The organism is Bacillus sp. USDA818B3_A (assembly GCF_009928415.1).
Taxonomy (GTDB): Bacteria; Bacillota; Bacilli; order Bacillales; family Cytobacillaceae; genus Neobacillus.
On the sequence record NZ_JAABNN010000004.1, the window covers coordinates 19,978 to 39,848 of the forward strand.

Below are 19,871 nucleotides of genomic sequence, written 5' to 3' on the forward strand. Positions count from 1 at the left end.
CCATTCATTAAATTGATATTTTTTGTTTCACAATTGTCGATGACACCCCGGCCGTATATGGAAAATAGACAATGGAAACGCCCACTTCCTTAAACCTTTTCTCCATATCATTGAAAAGAGTGCTTCCTTTCCAATCATCCCCTACAAACATAACATCAAACTTTAACTCTTCCCATGCAGCAAACTTATCCCTATTTGTTTGTGGGATAACCTTATCAACATATTTAATCCCTTCTACAATTTCCATTCGTTCTTCGAAGTTAATTACTGGTTGTTTCTTTTTATATTCCAGGACCAACTCGTCTGTGCTTACCCCAACAATTAAGTATTCACATTGTTCTTTTGCCTGTTTCAATATATTTAGATGACCAACATGAAATAAGTCAAATACACCCGTTGTATAACCCATTTTATATGGCTTCTGTTGCATAATTTTTTCTCCTCCTTTTCTGTTTGAAGCAAACCTCATCGATATGTTTTAGTAATTTTCCACTGGCTTTCCCATCTTCAAATGAGCCAATCCTTTCTAAAAATTTTGTTAGATCCTTTTTATATTTTTCATAATCAAAGGCTTCAATTTTGTCTCCTAAATCCTTATTGCTATATGCACTTATAAATGGAAGTGCTTGAATATCAAAATATAAATCTCGCTCAGTTTTTATATAATTTTTTAAATCTGGCACATATAAAAAACAAGGGCGTTGAGTAATTGCAAAATCAAACATTAATGAGGAATAATCTGAAATTAATATGTCTGAAATACTTAACAGCTCTTGAATATCATCAAATGCTGTAGCATCAATCACATTTTGGGTAAAAGTTAATTGATTGGATTTTGCAATTAAATGCGGGTGAAGTTTAACCAAGATCACCCATTCACCGCCAAACTTTTCTTTTAATTTCTTAGAGACAATCTCGTAATTTATATCATAAACATCAAGGCTCTCATCTTTTCTAAATGTGGGTGCATATAAGACTAGTTTTGCATCAAAGGGAATATTGAGATCATTAAGTATTTTTCTTTTCAATACCGATATGTCTTGAAAAAAAATATCATTCCTCGGAGTTCCGAGTTCAATAATATCCCCTTTATACCAAAATGCTCGTTTAAATATTTCAGTACTTAATTTACAGCCAGATAATAGCAGATCGCACTTTTGAGAGTCCCTTTTGGCCATCCTGATATACTCATTTGATAAAGAGCTTTCGGCATCTTTCTCAATCTTTTTCAACCGTAAAGAACTATGCCAAGTTTGAATATAATATTGACTTTTTCTTTTAATAAACAAATCAGTTGTTCTAAAATTTGTGACAATAACTTTAGATGTACATAACTCATAAAAATATCTAAGTGACATTGTTTTTGTTATTCTAATGCCATTTATCTGATGTTTGTTTCTTATATCATTAAATGACCAAACGATATCAAATTGTTTATTTGGGTAATTCTTCAAAATGTACTCTGAAATATACTTTGGGTTGCAGCCATACTGATTGCCGTAATAACTGAATATAAAGATTTTATTTGCCTTTATTGGAAAACAATTAAATACATGGATGATGGCCAGTGCAATCATTCTTTTAATAAATTGAACCCAGTTAATTAACAACATGGAAAAAGCTTCCCCTTTCTTTGGAAGAAGCCAGACAATTTGATATGATAATCTCCATTTCCTTACTCCTATGCTCTACAGATTAATTTTCTCCAGTCCATATGTGTTTGGGCTGCTCTTGACCTTTCTTAACAGCTTCTTGAAAAGCAAATAGGCAACATTAACATATGGATGGATATAAAATAACTGAAGCTGCTTATTTAACTCCTTATCGTATTTAACAGCCTTTTTTATTTTTAGATAGTTATTTTTTAAATAGCCCTGCAGATCTTTTCTATATTTTCCGTCATGATCTTTATTTCTATTTAATACGAGCAGGTTGTAATGTATTAAAATCGTCTTGGTAAGAACCTTATAGGATTCATTTGATAAATCTTGATAAAATTCTTCAATAAAACTCTGTCTTTCTATTAAACCTTTAATGATATCTAGGTTCCTTGGAGTATAGTTGGATACAATGCTATCACTTCGCTGAAAATAAAAGTACAGAGGTTGGTGAAGAATGACATAGGTGGAAACCCTTTGCATGACTTGGTGTGCCCAAAAAACATCTTCAAACAAAACCCCTTTTTTAAAAGGAATATCTTGTATAATCTCTGTCTTAAAGAGCTTTCCCCAGGCAAAGTTTTTCACTTTTTCATTTATGACTAATTCATTCATTAACGCTTTATTGTCTAAAATAACAGGTGCATCCCCTTTTTCATAATACCTGTTATCAAATAACAAGTAATTCTCGTAAGCATAATAAAAAGCAGTTTGAACAATATCTGCTTGGAATTGAATACTATTTTGGACCATTTCCTCTACCATATGGTTTTCCAGCCAATCGTCACTATCAACAAAGAGTGTGTAGTCCCCTGTAATATTCTGTATTCCTACGTTTCTTGCATCCGACAAGCCTCCATTACTTTTGTGGATCACCTTTATCCGGCTATCAAATTTTGCATAGTTCTCTGCAATTTCACCGCACCTATCAGGCGAACCATCATTAACTAATATAATTTCTAAATTTTTATAAGTTTGATTAATTATTGAATCAATACACCTATTAATAAATTTTTCTACCTTATAAATAGGAACAATTACACTTATTTTATGTGGTACCATGTTATTTCTTATCTCCGACATGATCTTTTTTCCATTTCATATATTCAATCACTTTTCTAATTTCGTTTATCTGGTCTTTTTCAACTCCGGAATCCTTTATTTCATTGACTAGCTCAATCCACTCTGGTTCAAGTTTTAGTTGTGCGTCTTCTTGGGAATTTGCATTTAATAATACTTTTAAATCTACATCTAAAACCGAAGCTAACTTCTTAATAATATAAATAGAAGGATTTTGATTTAAATCACGCTCAATATTACTTAAATAGGATTTAGATATATTGGCTCTTTCAGCAACCTCTGTTAACGTTAGGCCCTTTTTCTTCCGAATTTCATGAATTTTTCTACCTACCATCATATTTTACCTCTATCCTAATTTTGTTAAATAATATGGATAACATCCCTTTCTTTCGAACTTTTGTTAATTACATTTTTGATACAGTTTATTACTCTTAACTGATTATCCTCGGTTAAATTTGAACCTGATGGAAGACATATCCCATTCAAAAACAACTTTTCAGATATATTTTCGTTCAAACTATGCGGATAATACCTTACTCCTTCAAATACGGGCTGCAGATGAAGTGGCTTCCAGACTGGACGCGCTTCAATATTCTCCTCACTCAAGGCTTTTAATACTTCACTTGTGTTAATCCCTGTTTCTACTGCATTGACCGTGAACGCCGTTAGCCAGCGATTTGACCTTGTATCTTTTAATTCAGGCATAAAGGAGATCCCAGGAATTGGAGCAAGTTCCCGAAAATATCGCTCAAAAATCGCTCTTCGAGCTAATACTCGTTCTTCTAAAACCTCTAATTGAGCCCTGCCAATTCCAGCCAAGATATTGCTCATTCGATAATTAAATCCGATTCGGCTATGCTGATAATGTGGGGCTGGGTCACGTGCCTGAGTAGCTAAAAACCGTGCTTTTAAAAGTTTATCGCTGTTATTCGATACAAGCATCCCACCACCGGATGTGGTGATAATTTTATTTCCATTAAATGAGAAAATACCAAACATCCCAAAAGTACCGCTTGCTTTTCCTTTATAGGTAGCTCCCAATGATTCAGCTGCATCTTCAATAATAGGAACACTGTATCGATTGCAAATTGATACGATTTCATCCATTTTTGCACTTTGGCCATATAAGTTGACTACTATTACTGCCTTAGGGAGATATCCCTCATTAAAGGCATCCTGAAAAGCTCTCTCTAGCGCCAGCGGAGACATATTCCAAGTGTCTGGTTCTGAATCAATAAAGATAGGTTCAGCTCCTTGGTAAATAATAGGATTTGCACTCGCTATAAAAGTTAAAGTGGAACAGAAAACCTTATCTCCTTTTTCCACCTTTAATAAAGAAAGAGCCAAATGAATGGCAGCAGTTCCTGAACTAACGGCTACGGCATCATTGGCTCCAACATAGGCAGCTATTTCCGTTTCAAAAGCATCCACATTAGGTCCTAATGGCGCAATCCAGTTGGTCCTCAATGCTTCATCAATGTATTTTTGTTCACTTCCACTTAAATGTGGTGGCGATAAGAAAACTTTACTTTGTTTCACTAAGACCCCCCCCTTTATATCCTAATAAGGTTTCTTGGTTCCATTTTTCCTCGATAACAAGGAAAATAGTTCTCATCAAATTCGTAGCGTAAATTTAATTGATTAATGATTTTATTGTATGCCGTTTCATTATGGACTTTTTTCCCTATAAAATAATCATAATTATTTTGATTAGTAAATGAGGTTTTAAATTTAAAAAGACCATCGTTTTCCTGATACCCTCCACCCAGGTGAAGTTGCTTCGAACCCTTACTTCTACAGAATTCAATCATATAATCAAATAATAAATTATTAGGTTTGAAATCTAAGTATTTTGTTTTTGACGCTCCCAGATGATAGTGAGAAAATTCCTTGCCAACTAATACCATTACTCCAGCAATAATTTCATTATTTAAACTCGTAAACAGTAAAAAGGTTTCACTTAAATCTGTGTCTTGTACTTGGTTGAAAAAATACTCTTCATCAAAATAATAATAACTAGCGGCATGATTTCGATCCATTGTCTCGTGATAAAGCTCTATAAAGGTATTAATATTAGATTGGTTATTCTCTGCAACAAAACATGTAAGATTATTATTTATGGCTTTTTTTATATTTCGTTTATTCATTCCTGAATAATTTTGTCTAATCTCATCTAATGAAGCTCGTAAATCCACAGACGTTGTTTTTCTAATATAATCTATATCTAAAAGGTTACCTAAATAACGATAATTTTGATAGAACGGATGACATCGAATCGTCTCTGTAATAATGTTATGTAATTGACAATACGAACTAAATAATGGATAGAAGTTTTTAACTATTGCTTCATCACCTTGGATAAAGGGACCACCATAACCATACGGTGTTACGATGTCATATAACTCTTCTTCCGCAAAGGGAACCCTTCTTTTAATAAAAGGATAAAAAATCCTCGTATCTTCCTCCTGATAATACGCAGCAAATAATTTTCCGTTTTCATTTTTCGCAAATAGATTTCCATATTCATAAGAATAGTAACAATCAATGTTGTTAAAATTCTTTAATATCCCTTTCCAATAATCCTGTTGCTCAATGATATCAAAATGAGCCATGTCATCCCCTCACACCTTCTATAAATACTTTCTAAAGAGCCTTTGTGTTCTCTGATTTTTCAGCCCTTTTACTACCTGTAAAAATAGGCATTGTTGCATGATCTCCATTTTGTATTCCTTCAGATTTAATTACTTTTAAGAAAGTAAGGAATAGAATCTTCATATCTAGAAAAAAACTTTGATTTTCAACATACCATACATCTAAATTAAATTTTTCTTCCCATGAAATGGAGTTTCTACCATTTACCTGTGCCCAGCCCGTAATTCCTGGTTTTACATTATGGCGTTTTGCCTGTTCAGGAGTATATAAAGGTAAATATTCCATAAGAAGTGGTCTTGGACCAACGAAACTTAATTCTCCTTTTAAGACGTTAGCAAGTTGAACGAACTCATCTAAACTATATTTTCTAAGGAACTTTCCAAACAATGTTAAGCGAGCTTCATCAGGTAATAATTCTCCATTACTACCTCGTTCATCAGTCATTGTGCGAAATTTATAAATATAAAACGGCTTTCCATAGAGACCTGGTCGTTTTTGTTTAAAAATAATAGGACTTCCTAATTTCCACCTTACAATAATGGCAATGAATGCAATTATCGTGGAAAGACATACTAATAAAAAAATCGATACAGAAATGTCAAAAATCCGTTTCACTTTTTAATCCCCTCATTCGTACCACTAATCCTTTGTATTAATTTCTAATAAAACTTTCTGTTTTATCTCTTCTAAAATTTGAGACATCTGAACATTCTCTACTTCTTGACCAATCATGTATGCTGTCATCATGATTTCAAGTAATTTTTGCTGCGATATCTTATCTGATATATTCATAATTCTTTCCCCTCAGGTAATGCCTTATATCCTGCAACATCATTATGCTTCAATTAATTGATAAAATTTTTCTAATTGTTCTTGTTTTTTAGCTGAAGGTCTTGTTAAGTTTTCCGTTAAATTTTCTCGTAATTTTTTCGACCTGATCAATTGCTTTATGCCCTCTGCAATACCTTCTGGATTTGCTTGAACAATTATCCCTGTTTCTTTATCTTGCACCTGGTCCTGGAATGAAGGAATATTTGTTACCACAATAGGGCGTTCAAGTGCCATCGCCTCTTCTACAGCTACACAATGGGCCTCCGTTTTGGAAGGCTGTACGTAAATATCACATAATTTCATGTAAGGATAGGGATTGACTATTTCTCCTAATAAAATAAAACTATTTTCAAGACCTAATTCCTGCACTTTTTTCTTTAGCTCCTGAAATAACGGACCATTCCCTATTAAATACCAATTAATATTAAAGCCTTGATTAACTAATATCTTACATGCCTCTAACGCAAAAAAGACTCCTTTTTCATCAACGAGTCTTGCAACAGTTACTATTTTTATATCCTTTGTTCGTTTTATTTTTTCAGGAATCTTTCCGTTATCAGCCATCTCGTGTATCGTACTAGACGCTACTCGATTATTAATTACATACATTTTTCGAGAGAATTCTGGAAAGTATTGTTCTAATGATTTTTTTGATGATTCAGCTACTGAAACGATGAAATCCGATTGTGAAAAACTTTTCCTTTCTAATCTAGGACAAGGCCAGCCTTTTTTTTGACTATATGCATAGTCCATATGGTTATATACGATTTTTTTGTCCGCTTGAACCTTTTCAGTCACATAATAATTGCAGAAGAAATCTATATAACTTATCGCTACATCATAATGTTTTTTTTGTTTTGGCAGAATTTTTCGGTAAACTTCCCATCTCACACCAGTTCCAATTCCTGGAGTTAACTTTGACAAACTTGCTGCTAATAATTTTCCTAAAAGTAAGTTATACTTTCTAGATCTGATTAACTCAGGAGCTGCTTGCAAAAGCGATGTAGAAAATGTTTCAAATAGTGGTGGTAGGATGTTTACTTGTGAAGGAATCATTTTAAAAAGAACACCACTATGATCGAATAAAAGAAGATCGACATCATACTGACTGTAATCTAAGTCAGAGAGAAGAGTTAATAAGCTTTTCTCTATACCTCCTGTATGAAGGTATTGAGTAATAAATAACAATTTTTTTTTCACTTCTCTTGCCTCCCTTTATAGATTAACCGAAGCATTAGCTTGCTTTTGTTTATTTAAGCCGTATATGGATAACCAATGGGGAATATTATCTTGAATACTATAACCATGCTTTTTAATATTACTAGCTATGATTTTTGAATCTGTTAGCTTTTGGCTTGTTTTTTTGATTACTTCTTGTGACCACAAATTCAAATCACTTTCTAAGCTGATAAAGGAAACTAAATCAAGTCCCATATCGGTCGATCTGGGTACTGAATTTGAAACAACACAAGGTGTCCCCGCACATTGCGCTTCAACCATGACAATGCCAAATCCTTCAAATATTGATGGAAACAAAAACACGTCAAATGCCTTCATAAGCCTTGGAATATCATCTCTAATCCCTAAGAACCTAATGTTCTCTAATACTCCAAGTCTCACCGCCTCTTCTTCAATCCGGGATTTTAATGGTCCCTCTCCAATTAGAAGAGCTATAAAGGATGAATCAGATTTTAATAGATTTTGTAATACCTTTAAGATGAAGGATTGATTCTTGGACTCAGAAAAGCGCCCAATATGACCTACAATTTTTACATCTTTCGGTAACTTCAGTTCTTCTATTACACTCTTTCTACAATCACCTAAGTTTAAAAATGGTTGAATTTCAATTCCGTTTTTCAATAAATTAACTTTGCCTTGCTTCACTAGTTTTTTACCAAACAAAAAGTCAGCAGCTTCTTGACTGCAACTACAATAATTTGTGGCTGACACTCTGATTAAAGTTTGGAGAGATTTTAATGTTAGAAGGGACTTTAAACTTTTTCCTAATGGCCAATTATTACTATGTGAATGGCAAATTCTTTTCTCAATACCACAAATTTTTGCTGCTAAAGTGGAAAAACCACCTTGAAAGTCAGTATGCGAATGTACCGCTGCAAATTTTTTTCTAGACATTATTCGAATAAGTTCTTTTACATATTTAAGTGGACCTAATTCTCCCAGGCTTGAAATCGGAAAAATTTCGCCCCCTAATGAAATAATTTCATCATCAAAATCACCTTTTGTAGTTGAATGTGTAATAAAATCAAACTGGCATTTTGACTTATCTAAATTTCTATAAACATTCATTAATAGCGTTTCTGCCCCACCCCGATCCATTGCACTTACAATGTGTAAAACCCTGTCTGGATTATTCATAAATTCACACCCAATTCTGAAAAGAAAGGTCTCAAAATGTCACTTTTATAAACAATATTCATGGATATCACGCTATCATAGTAATGATAAGCCACATAAAATACTAGAATTGTAAAATACATCAATCTTTGACTCTTTTTTTTAAAAAGCAATATAATCCAAGATGCTAATATAAACTGGTATAAACTAAAGTAGATTGAAAATCGAGCAAATATCCAATTTTGTGTAGAAATAATCATGAATACTAAACTAAGCATTGCCATATTTACAATGATGTCACTGTTAGGCATGATAGTCCTAAGTTTATCCCTACCCATAAATGCAATAAGCAGAGGAGCACCCTCAACGGCTACTCTAATGACATTTGCACCACCTTCAGCAAAATCCTTATATCCTCCATATTGTGTATCTTGAATAGCAGAAAATAAAATTCCGGAAAAATAATTAAACCCTAAAACAATAAACACCGATGATAAAATAATAAGGAAAGTTGTTTTAGTCCATGCCTTTCTTCGAACAACAAAGTAAATTGGAATTAGCATTAGTGCAGTTTGGTGAAAGGTAGAAGCAAATAAAACCACAATTAAATATTTTTTAAAACTGCCATCAATGAGCAACTTTGTTGCAGCAAATATAATGGCAGCTGCTAGGCATTGTCTAATCCCATTCATGGAAGTTATAAAAAAACCACTGGTAATATAAATAAAAAGGCTTACCTCAATCATTCGAGAATACTTGTAAAACACATGAATGATTAATAGATTCGTAAACAATGCAGTTGTAAAAATCAAGATTTGGGAATCGTTTGTATAATTTTTTATGATCATTTGAAGAATTCCAAATCCGATATCTTTTTGTGATTCTACATAATCCCATGTAAAATCATTATTAATAAAAGCAAACTTATAAGCACCAGTATCGCCGATATTCGACCTAAGACCTGAAACTCCTATAAAACATACCATGACCAAAAATATCAATAGTTTATTGGGCTTTATTAACTCAAATGAATAAGAGGATATAGTACTAACCGAAAAGTATCTTGCAAAATAAGCAAGAACAAAAGTAAGTATAAGATTAATCCAGAGTATTGTCATCCAATATTTTCCTTTCAGACTTATATAGACATTCTCCAATAAGTAGAAAATCAATATCATTCATTTTAATTTCAACTGCCCCTGTCTTTGTTGAATATATATAAATAATAAAAGACCAAAAGGGATGGCAAGAAAAGTTAGACTTTTTAGTGGGGACTCAGATAAAAAACTATAATTCCTATTTAAAAGACTACTTGACACGTAATGAATGGCCTGCCTATATTTGAACGATTTACTTGCAAATGGCAGCTTCATTAACTCCTTCCGATAAAAAGCCCAGCCTTTTGGGTTTTTTCTATATTGATTAAACATATTTAATGAAGATCCATCTGGCAGATATTCTACACAACAAAGGATTTCATTCAATAGAAGCATCTTATACTGTTTATCAAGCATGTAGTACTTATAGGCTAAACCGACATATCGTTCATTTTCAAATAATGGATAAGGATATAATTTTGTTAATTCCGTACGGTAAACTAATTTTTTATCACCTTTAACTCCATATTTATAATATAGATCAAACAATGTGGAGCTGGGTAGGTACTTGGGTAATTCAGTCCCAATAATTGTATGGTCATTATAAGAATCTAAACCAATGATTCCGCTAACTTCATTACTTCCATATTTTTTCCAAAAATTAATAATTTTCTCTACAGTCTGAGTAGGCATTGTATCATCAGAATCTATGCACACATTCAGTTCAGTATCAATAATTCTATATGCTGAATTATGTGCTCCATGCATTCCCTGGTTCTCCTGGTAAAAGTATCTAATTTCAATTAGATTTTCGGATTTCCAATTATTCACTAGTTCCCTAGTGTTATCGGTTGATCCATCATCAATAATCAACCAAACAAATTCCTTGCAAGATTGTTGTAGTAAACTTCTGTAACAATTTTCAAGGCAATAAGCTCTATTATAGGTTGGTGTAAAAACAGTTAACATTTTCAATAGAGTTCACCTCAAAATGGAATAGTAATAATCTTCAATAAAGTTCGCTGTTTTCCTAATATCAAATCCTTGTTTTATTATCTGTTCTGAGACCCCATCCCTTTTAAATTGTAATATCTTGGACAATTTTATTTTTTTCACCCAACTATTTATGTTTGCTAGTGAAGCGTAGTCAATAAGATTTAATCCTAAGTCAACTTCGTTAGATATATGATTTGATATTACACAGGGTAATCCCGATCCTTGAGCCTCGATTAGAGAAACTGGCAATCCTTCATGTAAGGAAGGGAAAATAAACAGATCAAAAGCTTGGAGCAGTTCTGGAATATCACTTCTAATTCCAAGTAACTTTACTTTATCTTGTAAGTTTAGTATTTGGATTTTATTTTCAATTTCCGGACGGAGCTCCCCGTCTCCCACCAGGACTAAAACTGAGTTAGGGATTTCTTTGGTTACTTCTAAAAAGATTTCCAGAAGATACGAATGATTTTTCTGATGATTAAAGCGTCCGACATGGCTTAGAACAAAGGTGGAGTGGTCTAATCCTAATTCATTTCTTACATGATTTCTAATCTCGGTGGAAAATTTAAATCTATCTATATCGATACCGTTTTTTACTATAGTTGTTGTGTGGTATTTTTCTTTAAATAACCATTGTGCAGCATCGTTGGAGCATGCAACAAGGTGGGTTGAGTTTGGAGTAATCAAAGATCCAATTAAAGATTTATAGAACCTTGCTACCATCCCCCCCTCACTTCTCGTATTATGGCTATGTGAAATTCGAATCGGAATTCCTGTCTTTTTAGCCTCTCGAAGTACAAGTCCACTCATCTTATCAAGGTGAGAATGAACGATTTGATACTGATTATTTAAATAAAAAAATTCCTTTAACTCTTTCACAAATTGAGAATGGCCAACTTGCGAAATATAAGGAATTCGGTACACTTTGCCACCTAATGCTTGAATTTCTGAATCAAACACACCTTCTATACAAGTGAGAAAGTCAAACTGAACTTTTGAACGGTCAATATTCCTATAAAGGTTCATTATTAGAGTTTCTGCTCCGCCCCGGTTCATATTAACAACCACATGTAGTATTCTTAATGGACCGCCCACCTTTTTTCCTCCTTATCTTCCATAAATAGAGAATATAATTGACTTTTCTCATTTAAAACATTTGATATGGCATAATTCTCTTCAATCACTTTACGCGCCTGCTTACCAAAACCGCTTCGGAGTTTTTCATTTTTTATTAGGAGCTTTATTTTGTCAGACATTTCCTGTACACCATTTGTGCTCACTATCCAACCATTCTCTCCATTTTGAATCAGTTCCCTATGCCCTCTATTGTCGGTTGCAATAACAGCTAAACCGCTAGCCATCGCTTCCATGATATTAACTGGCAGGCCTTCACGTAAACTGGATGCAACTGCTATATCACTCATTTTTAACAATTTATCAATATCACTACGATAACCTAAAAAGTGGACCATTTCCCCTACACCTAAATTAATAGCAAGCTTTTTGCAATCCTCTAACAATGGACCGTCTCCTGCCAGTAGCAGCCTTACGTTAGATGCTTGTTTTTTTATTAGTGCCAATGTCTTAATAAGATATTGTTGATTTTTATTTTTATTAAATTCGGCAGCATAAAACAACAGGATATCTTGCTTAGAATAGCCATAATGATCCTTTAAAATATTTTTTTTAAGTTGATTTACAGGAAAGAAAACATCTATATTTATCCCAACACCATGAATATGTTTAATGTGCTCAGCGTTAAATCGATGTTTTAGTGCTTGATGATAGTCCTCTTTGTTTATAGTAATCAGACAGTCTGTATATTTAGATAAAAATTTTTCGATAGGATAATAAAAAGCCCAGTTAATTAACGGGGCTCCTTTAAAAAAGTGAAAACCGTGAGCAGTATAAATGAGCTTTGTACCAATGTTTCGAGCCTCTTTTGCTGCCATTCTTGAAATTACTCCACCCATCGGGGTATGACAATGAATTATATCGTATTCGTTTTTATCAATAATTTCTTTTAATTCTTTATAAGCAGTTATGTTCTTTAGACTAAATGGAGATCTCTCTATTGAAATATTAAACTTTTGGTCTACATAAGGTAACGGTATATCTCCATTTGCTGCCACGTGAACTTCCCATCCTTGTTCTTTAAACCACTTTAAATATGGTAAATGAAAAGATTCGAAATGTGTATCAACAGTTGCACAAAACATTACTTTTTTAGGCATTTTTATCTCCACCTATAATCTAATCTAGCTACTTACTAAGTTCTTTGTTAAGAATAGTTGAAAGATATTCCAAAAGTTGCGTTCTTAATTCTTCCTTCTGTAAAGCAAATTCAATACTGGTTTGGATAAAGCCCATTTTTTCTCCTACATCATATCGAATACCCTCAAAATCGTATGCGTATACCGCTTCATGGCAATTCAAAGTAGCAATTGCATCAGTTAGCTGAATCTCACCACCGGCACCAGGTGACTGTTTACTTAATACCTCAAAGATTCTTGGACTTATTATATATCTTCCTAAAATAGCAAGATTTGATGGTGCATCATCTTGTTTTGGTTTTTCAACCAAGTTATTAACACTATAAATACGGTTACCGATATTATTCCCATCAACAATGCCGTATCTAGAAACTTCAGAATCTAAAACCGTTTGAACACCCAAAATTGATGCATTATATCTATCATATTGATCAATTAATTGTTTTAAACATGGCTTATCTGCCCTTACGATGTCATCACCAAGTAAAACAGCAAATGGCTCATTACCAATAAACTTCCGTGCACACCAAATTGCATGACCTAAACCCTTAGGTTCTTTTTGACGTATATAATGGATATCAACTAATTTAGAAGATTTTTGTACCTCACTTAATAATTCAAACTTCCCCTTTTCCAGAAGGTTTTGTTCTAATTCAAAAGAGTGATCAAAATGATCTTCAATTGCTCTTTTTCCTTTTCCGGTGACAATAATAATATCTTCTATTCCAGATGCTACCGCTTCCTCAACAATATACTGAATGGTTGGTTTATCAACGATTGGCAGCATTTCCTTAGGCATTGCTTTTGTGGCTGGAAGAAACCTAGTTCCAAGGCCTGCAGCTGGAATAATCGCTTTTCTGACTTTCATAGTTTGGACTCCTTTACACTGAAATTGATAATTTAGACTTTGAAGTTACTTTACTATTTGCTAGATTTAATAATTTTTCCTTAATTTCTTCTTTATTTAGTGTTTGGTAAGTATTTATAATTTCCTCTATATCACTTAACAATAAATCTGATTTTTTTCCAATATAGATTTTTGGATAAATCTGCTCTTCTTGTACTTCATCTGGTTTTAATAATTCTTCAAATAGCTTTTCACCAGGCCTTATCCCTGAAAATTCTATATCTATTTCATCTATTGAATTTCCTGAAAGTTTTATTAAGTTCTTTGCCAGATCAACAATTTTTACTGGATCTCCCATATCTAATACAAAGATTTCTCCACCCTTTGACAGAGCGCCGGCCTGTAAAACCAATCTGGATGCTTCTGGAATAGTCATAAAATATCGGACCATTTCAGGATGAGTGACTGTAACAGGTCCACCTTTTTCTATTTGTTTTTTAAATAATGGGATGACACTCCCCCTACTTCCTAAAACATTCCCAAACCTTACTGCTACAAATTTAGTTTCACTTGAACTATCCATGTACTGAATAATCATCTCTGCTAGCCTTTTTGATGCCCCCATTACGCTTGTGGGATTGACAGCCTTATCTGTCGAAATCATTACAAAAGTTTTGACTCCATTCCAACTTGCCGCTTTAGCAACATTCATTGTTCCTATGATATTGTTTTTAATGGCTTCTTCAGGATTAGCCTCCATTAAAGGAACATGTTTATGTGCAGCAGCATGATAAACAGTATCCGGCTGATATGTATTCATAACATGTTGCATTTTTCTTTCATCTTGTAAATCAGCTATCACAGGAATAAATTGTATGCTTTTATCCTTAAATGTTTCATTTAATTCCATTTCAATTGAATAAATGCTATTTTCGCCATGTCCTAATAATATTAATTGTCGAGGATTAAACCTGACGATTTGGCGGCAGATTTCGGATCCAATTGAACCCCCCGCCCCAGTAACTAATACCACCTTGTTCGCAATATTTGCAGAGATACTATTAATATCCAGTTCCACGGGTTCACGACCAAGTAAATCTTCTACCTGTACATCCCTAAATTGTTTAACAGATATTTTTCCAGTTACTAAATCTTCTAACATCGGTAAAATCTGTGTTTTTGCATTCGTTTTTACACATTCTTGAAATATTACATTTAGTTCTTTTTTTCTTAGAGATGGTATCGCAATAATAATATTATCAATCTTAAATTTACTAACAGTTTCCTCAATATCTTCAATACCGCCAATAACGGGTATCCCTAATATATCTAGTTTTTGCTTTTTTTGATCATCATCTATAAATCCAACTGGGAATAAATCTGCTTCTTTATTTCTTTGCAGTTGCCTTGCAACCATTGTTCCTGCCGCACCTGCTCCGATAATTAGAGTTCTTTTTCTGTTATTAGCACTATTTAAATATAAATCTCGGAACATTCTCCAGCAAAAACGTGAACCACCAATGAATGACATGTTCAGCAGCCAGGTTACAGTTAGTAATCTAAACTGAATTTCTCGTAAAATTATTTCTTGTGTAACTGCTGCAATAAGAATTGAAAGGCTTACTACCTTTAAAATGCTAAGCAGTTCACCAACACTTGCATATTCCCATGCTTTTTTGTAAAGATGAAAATTAAAAGAAAAAATTTGATGACTTATCAATATAGCTATTGAACTTAATATAATCGGGAGAGTAATAACTTCAGTTGTTGCGTTCACTAATAGACGACTAAAAAAAATGGCTGTTAAGACAATACATGAATCTATAAAAATAAAAAAAGATAAACGTTGTCGATATGTCATACTATCCCCCTTAATACTAATTATTTGGTCAATTTGTAATTCTGATTCTTTAATCTTATCGCTTTTTCTATTATTTCCTTTATTTCTGATAACTGTTCTTGTGAGGCATCTTGCTTTATATACCTTACTGTTTTCTTTATACATTTTGGAAAGTGATCAATATTTTTCAAAATATCACGTCCTTAAAAAATTTTAGTTATTTGTTCTATTAATAGAGCACATAATTAAAATTTTTTAAGTAATTGGGCATCTAACCCATCCTCACACCACACTACCGACGACTTACGTCTAAGGTCCTAGACCCACAGCATGACCGAGTGCCTCCGTTGATATCGGCAAGGAGACATCACCTAACATATTTAAATGTAAGTACTATATATTCTTTATTAAGAACATTAAGGTTAAATTTTTTTAACTGAAAATATGCTATTCATTTATGATGGCCCCAATTACCTTAGCCTTAGAAAATTCTAATACCTTTTTAGCCTCAAGTGCATTCCCTTGGATGGTTTTCCCACTTTGAATGACTAAGATTACTCCATCACATTGACTTGCCAAAAGTCTTGTATCAGTTAACTCCAAAACTGAATGAGAATCGATTAATACTACATTATAAGATCTTAATGCAGTAAATAATATTTCTTTCATCATCGGAGAAGAAAGTAATTCTAATGGGTTAATAGGGACAGCGCCGCTTGGTATTATATCTAATCTACCAATTTTCGTATGATGGATTTCATCATAAAATGTTGTTCTTCCTGTAAGAACATCGGTCAACCCACTGTTATTTTTAATATTAAAAATTGAATGCAAACTAGGGTTTCGTAAATTTGCATCAATTAAAAGTACCTTTTCTTTCTGTTGGGCTAATGATATTGCTAAGTTAGAGGCTACTGTTGATTTTCCTTCTCCTTTATTAGGGGACGTTATTAGGAACGTTCGACTTTTTTTATCTTCCATAACAAAATTAATATTTGCTTGAATGGAACGATACTGTTCAGAAACTATAGATTCGGGATGAGTATAGGTAACTAAAGATCTTCCTTTTACTGAATCTCCAATTTTACTATTTATCACCAATTGACTCACCTCTCGCATCAAATTCCATTTGCTTACCACGTTTTACTTTCAAATTCTTTTTATTTTTTTTAGGAATTCTCCCCAGTACTGGCAGACCTAAAAGTACTTCAACTTCCCGGTTAGTCCGCAATTTCTCATCTAAAGAATCTAGTAAAAACACTAACCCCATCCCTATAACTAAACCAATTACAACGGAGATAATCTTCATTTGATTTCCAGGCGGATTAATCGGCCAAGAATTTATTTTTGCTTCAGATAATATTCTTACATTAGAGGATTTCATTATCTTAGGTATTTCCTCTTTAAAGATTCTTGCTGTGGTATTGGCAATATTGGCTGCCATTTCCGGATTACTTTCGGTAACACCAATACTTATCACCTGAGAACCTTCAATACTCTCTACTGTTATCTGCCCTGCTAAGGTTTCAGGTGTTACAGGTAATCCTAGTTCATTAACTACCTTCTCTAAGACTACTGTGTCCTTAATAATAACCAGTAAGGTTGTCCGATTATCTGGTGTATCTTCAACAATAATTCGACATGCAGTTTGATAGACAGGCTTATATGTTGTATTACTGTAGTATGTACCAATTGCTGTGGTGACAATAGTTATTACTATAACCATCCAAAGACGTTTTTTTATAACACTAAATAACTCTTTTAAATTAATTTCCTTTGCCTTGTTCATAGGTTGAACATACATTCCGTCATTGTTATTCACTTTTGTCACCCCTATTTAGAGCATTTCTTCTAAAAAACCAGTTAATTACGTTCTAAATAATGAACTTAATTTTATAAAAAAAAGAAGTTGCCTTCTTATTATTCTCAAATCCGTATTGTTTCTCCAAAAAACCCCATTCAATAATAAGTTAAAGTTCATCTATATTCATAATATAGTTCTTTAAAAAGAACAAGTCAATAAAATAATTTTTATTTTTTCTAATTTTATTATTCTATTAAATAAAAGGCCCCAATACATTGTTACATTGCATTAGGGCACACACTTCACATACGATTAACTAGTAAAACGTCTCCAAGTCTCAGGATTATTTGGGTCTACTGCTTTTCCCGGCACATATGCTTCGTCCGTATATGGTCCCCACATAGTCGATGCCATTGTCATTTTAACATCAAGTACCTCTAATTGAGGCTGTTTCCATTCCTTTTTCATTCTTATCACCTCCTTTTATGTGTAGTTTTTAATAAATCTGTGGACAATTATGGCCCTCATTAGGATTTTAAAATGAGGATCTGTAGCACTTTCTGGATTAGGATATTCCTTTACTTTTGAAACAGCTTCCCTAATGACCTTGTCATTGATAAATTCAAAAATTTGATTGTCCCTAATCATCTCCTGAAGTTCCTTTTTGAAGGAGCCCCATACAGGGGCCATTCGATGGACCCAATCCGCACCTTGTACACCACTAATCTTTTGGTTTAACCGAACTTTATCAGGTAAATAACTTTCTGTTGCCCTTCGGATTAGTGCACGGTCAAGCCCATTTTGAACGTATTGTTCTTCTGGTAAGGATAAGCAAAAACGAATGACACGCAAGTCATTTGAAGGGTCACGTTTCCATAATGAATACCTTAAGGAAAGTTTTGATGCAATAGTATTACTTGCATTCCAATGAAAGACATCTTCAAAATGTTGGTTTCTTTGTTCATAAATATTAGTGGTTGCAAACCATCCTGTTCCATCCATTCCATGATCTTTCAATTTTTCTATAACATTTGTTTTTTTTTCAAACTCTGGATTGATCATTTTTGGAAATATATAAGATGAGTCTACTTGGGGTACACGATATAAAAATGGAAAGGCCTCTCTGCTCAGGGCAGAGAAAAGCAGTAATCTACTTGCACCCGCTTTTTGACTATACTGTTTTAATTCTTTAAGCAAGTGCACCAGCTTTAGCTTCTTTAAAAGTGTTACATAATAATCAAAAGCTGAGCCCCAAGATATACTTAGATTACCTCTTCCTCCATTTAGCAGGACTCCAATTTTTTGATCATGAGCTTTTTCAAACATCCCTTTTAACCAGTAAGAGTTTTCGAAAAATTTATATGGCATCTCCATAATCTCTAGAAAACTATCAATTTCAGAAAAAGGCTCCCTTCCTTCGAAGGCAAAATACTTATCTGAAATATTACCTACATGTTGTACGGTTGCTTTAATAAAAGGTGTCTCATCTGGCATTAAATGATTTGGAGTAAAATCTTTAAAATCTTGAGGAGGAATATAGCTTAAGGTATGTAATTTCTTCCCCTCTAATTTAAGGAGTTTAGATGCAAAGCTAACAATCGATCCAGAATCTAACCCGCCACTTAATTGCGCTCCAACATCATGGTATGTGCGCAACCTAGAAGAAACTGCTTGTTGAAATATTTCCTGAAAAGCTTCAACATACTCTAGATTGGATTTAAGTCGCAATGACTCGCCTGGCTTTAATAGACAATATTGTTTAAGTGTTAACTTTCCATTCACTATTGAAAAACTGTGTGAAGGAGGTAATTGAAAAATTTCTTTATAGGGGGTGGCATCAGCTTCGACCACATCAATCATTCCAACAATGGCTAAATACTGAGCCAACCACTGTTCATTTAGTTTTTTTTCTATTTTTGGGAGAGCTAATAATGGTTTGATTGTAGAACAAAATGAAAATGTCTGTTGATTATAGTTAAAATATAGCGTCCTACTCCCAGAAAAGTCTCTAGCACCAAAAAGTTTCCGTTTTCTTTCATCCCAAATAATAAAAGCAAAATCACCTATTAGATATTTGGGTGAATCTTCTTCCCATTTATGATAGGAAAGCAAGATAAGTTCACTATCAGTAATTTCTTTTTGTTTCCATTTATCAACTTGTAGTCGCTCATATAGTTCTTCCCGATTATCAATAATGGCATCTGCTGTAATGGCTAACTTCCTTTCATGATCAAAATAAGGAAGTTTTTCACCCTTAGATTCAGGTGTAATCCACTGTGCATGGCAACCTAGGAAAACCCTTTCATTATTCCAGGATTGAACATCATCAGCTGGAAAGGTCTCTAACTCTTTCATCAGCTTTTTTCCGTGCTCTAAATTGATTGGTTCATCGTTTACCTGATAGATTCCTGCAATAGCACTCATGCTTTTCTCCTACT

20 protein-coding genes are annotated in these 19,871 nt (G+C 33.4%); all 20 read right to left on the reverse strand.

Translation table 11 applies throughout. From position 1 onward, the window contains the following. Positions 1-7: 7 nt before the first annotated feature. Positions 8-430 carry an adenylyltransferase/cytidyltransferase family protein gene (locus GXK58_RS09835; RefSeq protein ID WP_160722257.1) on the reverse strand — a complete coding sequence of 141 codons (423 nt, stop codon included), beginning with the start codon at positions 428-430 and terminating at the stop codon, positions 8-10. Further along, positions 411-1,613, reverse strand: a complete 1,203-nt coding sequence (locus GXK58_RS09840) for a CDP-glycerol glycerophosphotransferase family protein (RefSeq protein WP_160722259.1) — start codon at positions 1,611-1,613, stop codon at positions 411-413. Before GXK58_RS09840 ends, GXK58_RS09835 begins: the two co-directional genes overlap by 20 nt. Positions 1,614-1,688: 75 nt before the next feature. Further along, positions 1,689-2,741: a glycosyltransferase family 2 protein gene (locus GXK58_RS09845; RefSeq protein WP_237389624.1), complete on the reverse strand. Its 1,053-nt coding sequence runs from the start codon at positions 2,739-2,741 to the stop codon at positions 1,689-1,691. Further along, positions 2,722-3,075 (reverse strand): helix-turn-helix domain-containing protein, encoded by a 354-nt coding sequence (locus GXK58_RS09850; protein WP_337248171.1) that lies wholly within the window; start codon positions 3,073-3,075, stop codon positions 2,722-2,724. Before GXK58_RS09850 ends, GXK58_RS09845 begins: the two co-directional genes overlap by 20 nt. Positions 3,076-3,098: 23 nt before the next feature. Continuing rightward, complete coding sequence (locus GXK58_RS09855) at positions 3,099-4,277, reverse strand: DegT/DnrJ/EryC1/StrS family aminotransferase (RefSeq protein WP_160722261.1); 1,179 nt, start codon at positions 4,275-4,277, stop codon at positions 3,099-3,101. A 14-nt stretch (positions 4,278-4,291) separates the two neighbouring features. Then, positions 4,292-5,350: a peptidoglycan bridge formation glycyltransferase FemA/FemB family protein gene (locus GXK58_RS09860; RefSeq protein WP_160722263.1), complete on the reverse strand. Its 1,059-nt coding sequence runs from the start codon at positions 5,348-5,350 to the stop codon at positions 4,292-4,294. A 31-nt stretch (positions 5,351-5,381) separates the two neighbouring features. Next, positions 5,382-6,005 (reverse strand): sugar transferase, encoded by a 624-nt coding sequence (locus tag GXK58_RS09865; protein ID WP_160722265.1) that lies wholly within the window; start codon positions 6,003-6,005, stop codon positions 5,382-5,384. Positions 6,006-6,029: 24 nt separating this feature from the next. Then, a complete protein-coding gene (locus GXK58_RS09870; RefSeq protein WP_160722267.1) occupies positions 6,030-6,182 on the reverse strand; it encodes a hypothetical protein in 153 nt (50 codons plus the stop codon). A 42-nt stretch (positions 6,183-6,224) separates the two neighbouring features. Beyond that, positions 6,225-7,421 (reverse strand): glycosyltransferase, encoded by a 1,197-nt coding sequence (locus tag GXK58_RS09875; protein ID WP_160722269.1) that lies wholly within the window; start codon positions 7,419-7,421, stop codon positions 6,225-6,227. Between the two features lie 15 nt (positions 7,422-7,436). Next, positions 7,437-8,597, reverse strand: a complete 1,161-nt coding sequence (locus tag GXK58_RS09880; RefSeq protein WP_160722271.1) for a glycosyltransferase family 1 protein — start codon at positions 8,595-8,597, stop codon at positions 7,437-7,439. After that, complete coding sequence (locus GXK58_RS09885; protein ID WP_160722273.1) at positions 8,594-9,694, reverse strand: EpsG family protein; 1,101 nt, start codon at positions 9,692-9,694, stop codon at positions 8,594-8,596. Before GXK58_RS09885 ends, GXK58_RS09880 begins: the two co-directional genes overlap by 4 nt. 60 nt (positions 9,695-9,754) lie before the next feature. Next, a complete protein-coding gene (locus GXK58_RS09890) occupies positions 9,755-10,648 on the reverse strand; it encodes a glycosyltransferase family 2 protein (protein WP_160722275.1) in 894 nt (297 codons plus the stop codon). Positions 10,649-10,654: 6 nt separating this feature from the next. Beyond that, on the reverse strand, positions 10,655-11,764 hold the full coding sequence (locus GXK58_RS09895) for a glycosyltransferase family 1 protein (RefSeq protein ID WP_160722277.1): 1,110 nt from the start codon (positions 11,762-11,764) through the stop codon (positions 10,655-10,657). Continuing rightward, positions 11,749-12,903 carry a glycosyltransferase family 4 protein gene (locus GXK58_RS09900; protein ID WP_160722279.1) on the reverse strand — a complete coding sequence of 385 codons (1,155 nt, stop codon included), beginning with the start codon at positions 12,901-12,903 and terminating at the stop codon, positions 11,749-11,751. The genes GXK58_RS09895 and GXK58_RS09900 overlap by 16 nt, the downstream gene beginning before the upstream one ends. 28 nt (positions 12,904-12,931) lie before the next feature. Beyond that, a complete protein-coding gene (gene galU / locus GXK58_RS09905; RefSeq protein WP_160722281.1) occupies positions 12,932-13,810 on the reverse strand; it encodes a UTP--glucose-1-phosphate uridylyltransferase GalU in 879 nt (292 codons plus the stop codon). A gap of 13 nt (positions 13,811-13,823) precedes the next feature. Continuing rightward, entirely contained in the window at positions 13,824-15,650 is a 1,827-nt protein-coding gene (locus GXK58_RS09910; RefSeq protein WP_160722283.1) for a polysaccharide biosynthesis protein, read from the reverse strand. Between the two features lie 426 nt (positions 15,651-16,076). After that, positions 16,077-16,727, reverse strand: a complete 651-nt coding sequence (locus GXK58_RS09915; protein WP_237389625.1) for a CpsD/CapB family tyrosine-protein kinase — start codon at positions 16,725-16,727, stop codon at positions 16,077-16,079. Beyond that, positions 16,717-17,451, reverse strand: coding sequence for a YveK family protein (locus GXK58_RS09920; RefSeq protein ID WP_237389626.1), 735 nt, complete (start codon positions 17,449-17,451; stop codon positions 16,717-16,719). The genes GXK58_RS09915 and GXK58_RS09920 overlap by 11 nt, the downstream gene beginning before the upstream one ends. A gap of 294 nt (positions 17,452-17,745) precedes the next feature. Next, the gene (locus GXK58_RS09925) at positions 17,746-17,901 is read right to left on the reverse strand and encodes a paeninodin family lasso peptide (RefSeq protein ID WP_160722287.1); all 156 of its coding nucleotides are present in this window, start codon (positions 17,899-17,901) and stop codon (positions 17,746-17,748) included. Between the two features lie 15 nt (positions 17,902-17,916). After that, positions 17,917-19,857 (reverse strand): lasso peptide isopeptide bond-forming cyclase, encoded by a 1,941-nt coding sequence (locus GXK58_RS09930; protein WP_160722289.1) that lies wholly within the window; start codon positions 19,855-19,857, stop codon positions 17,917-17,919. Between the last annotated feature and the right edge of the window lie 14 nt (positions 19,858-19,871).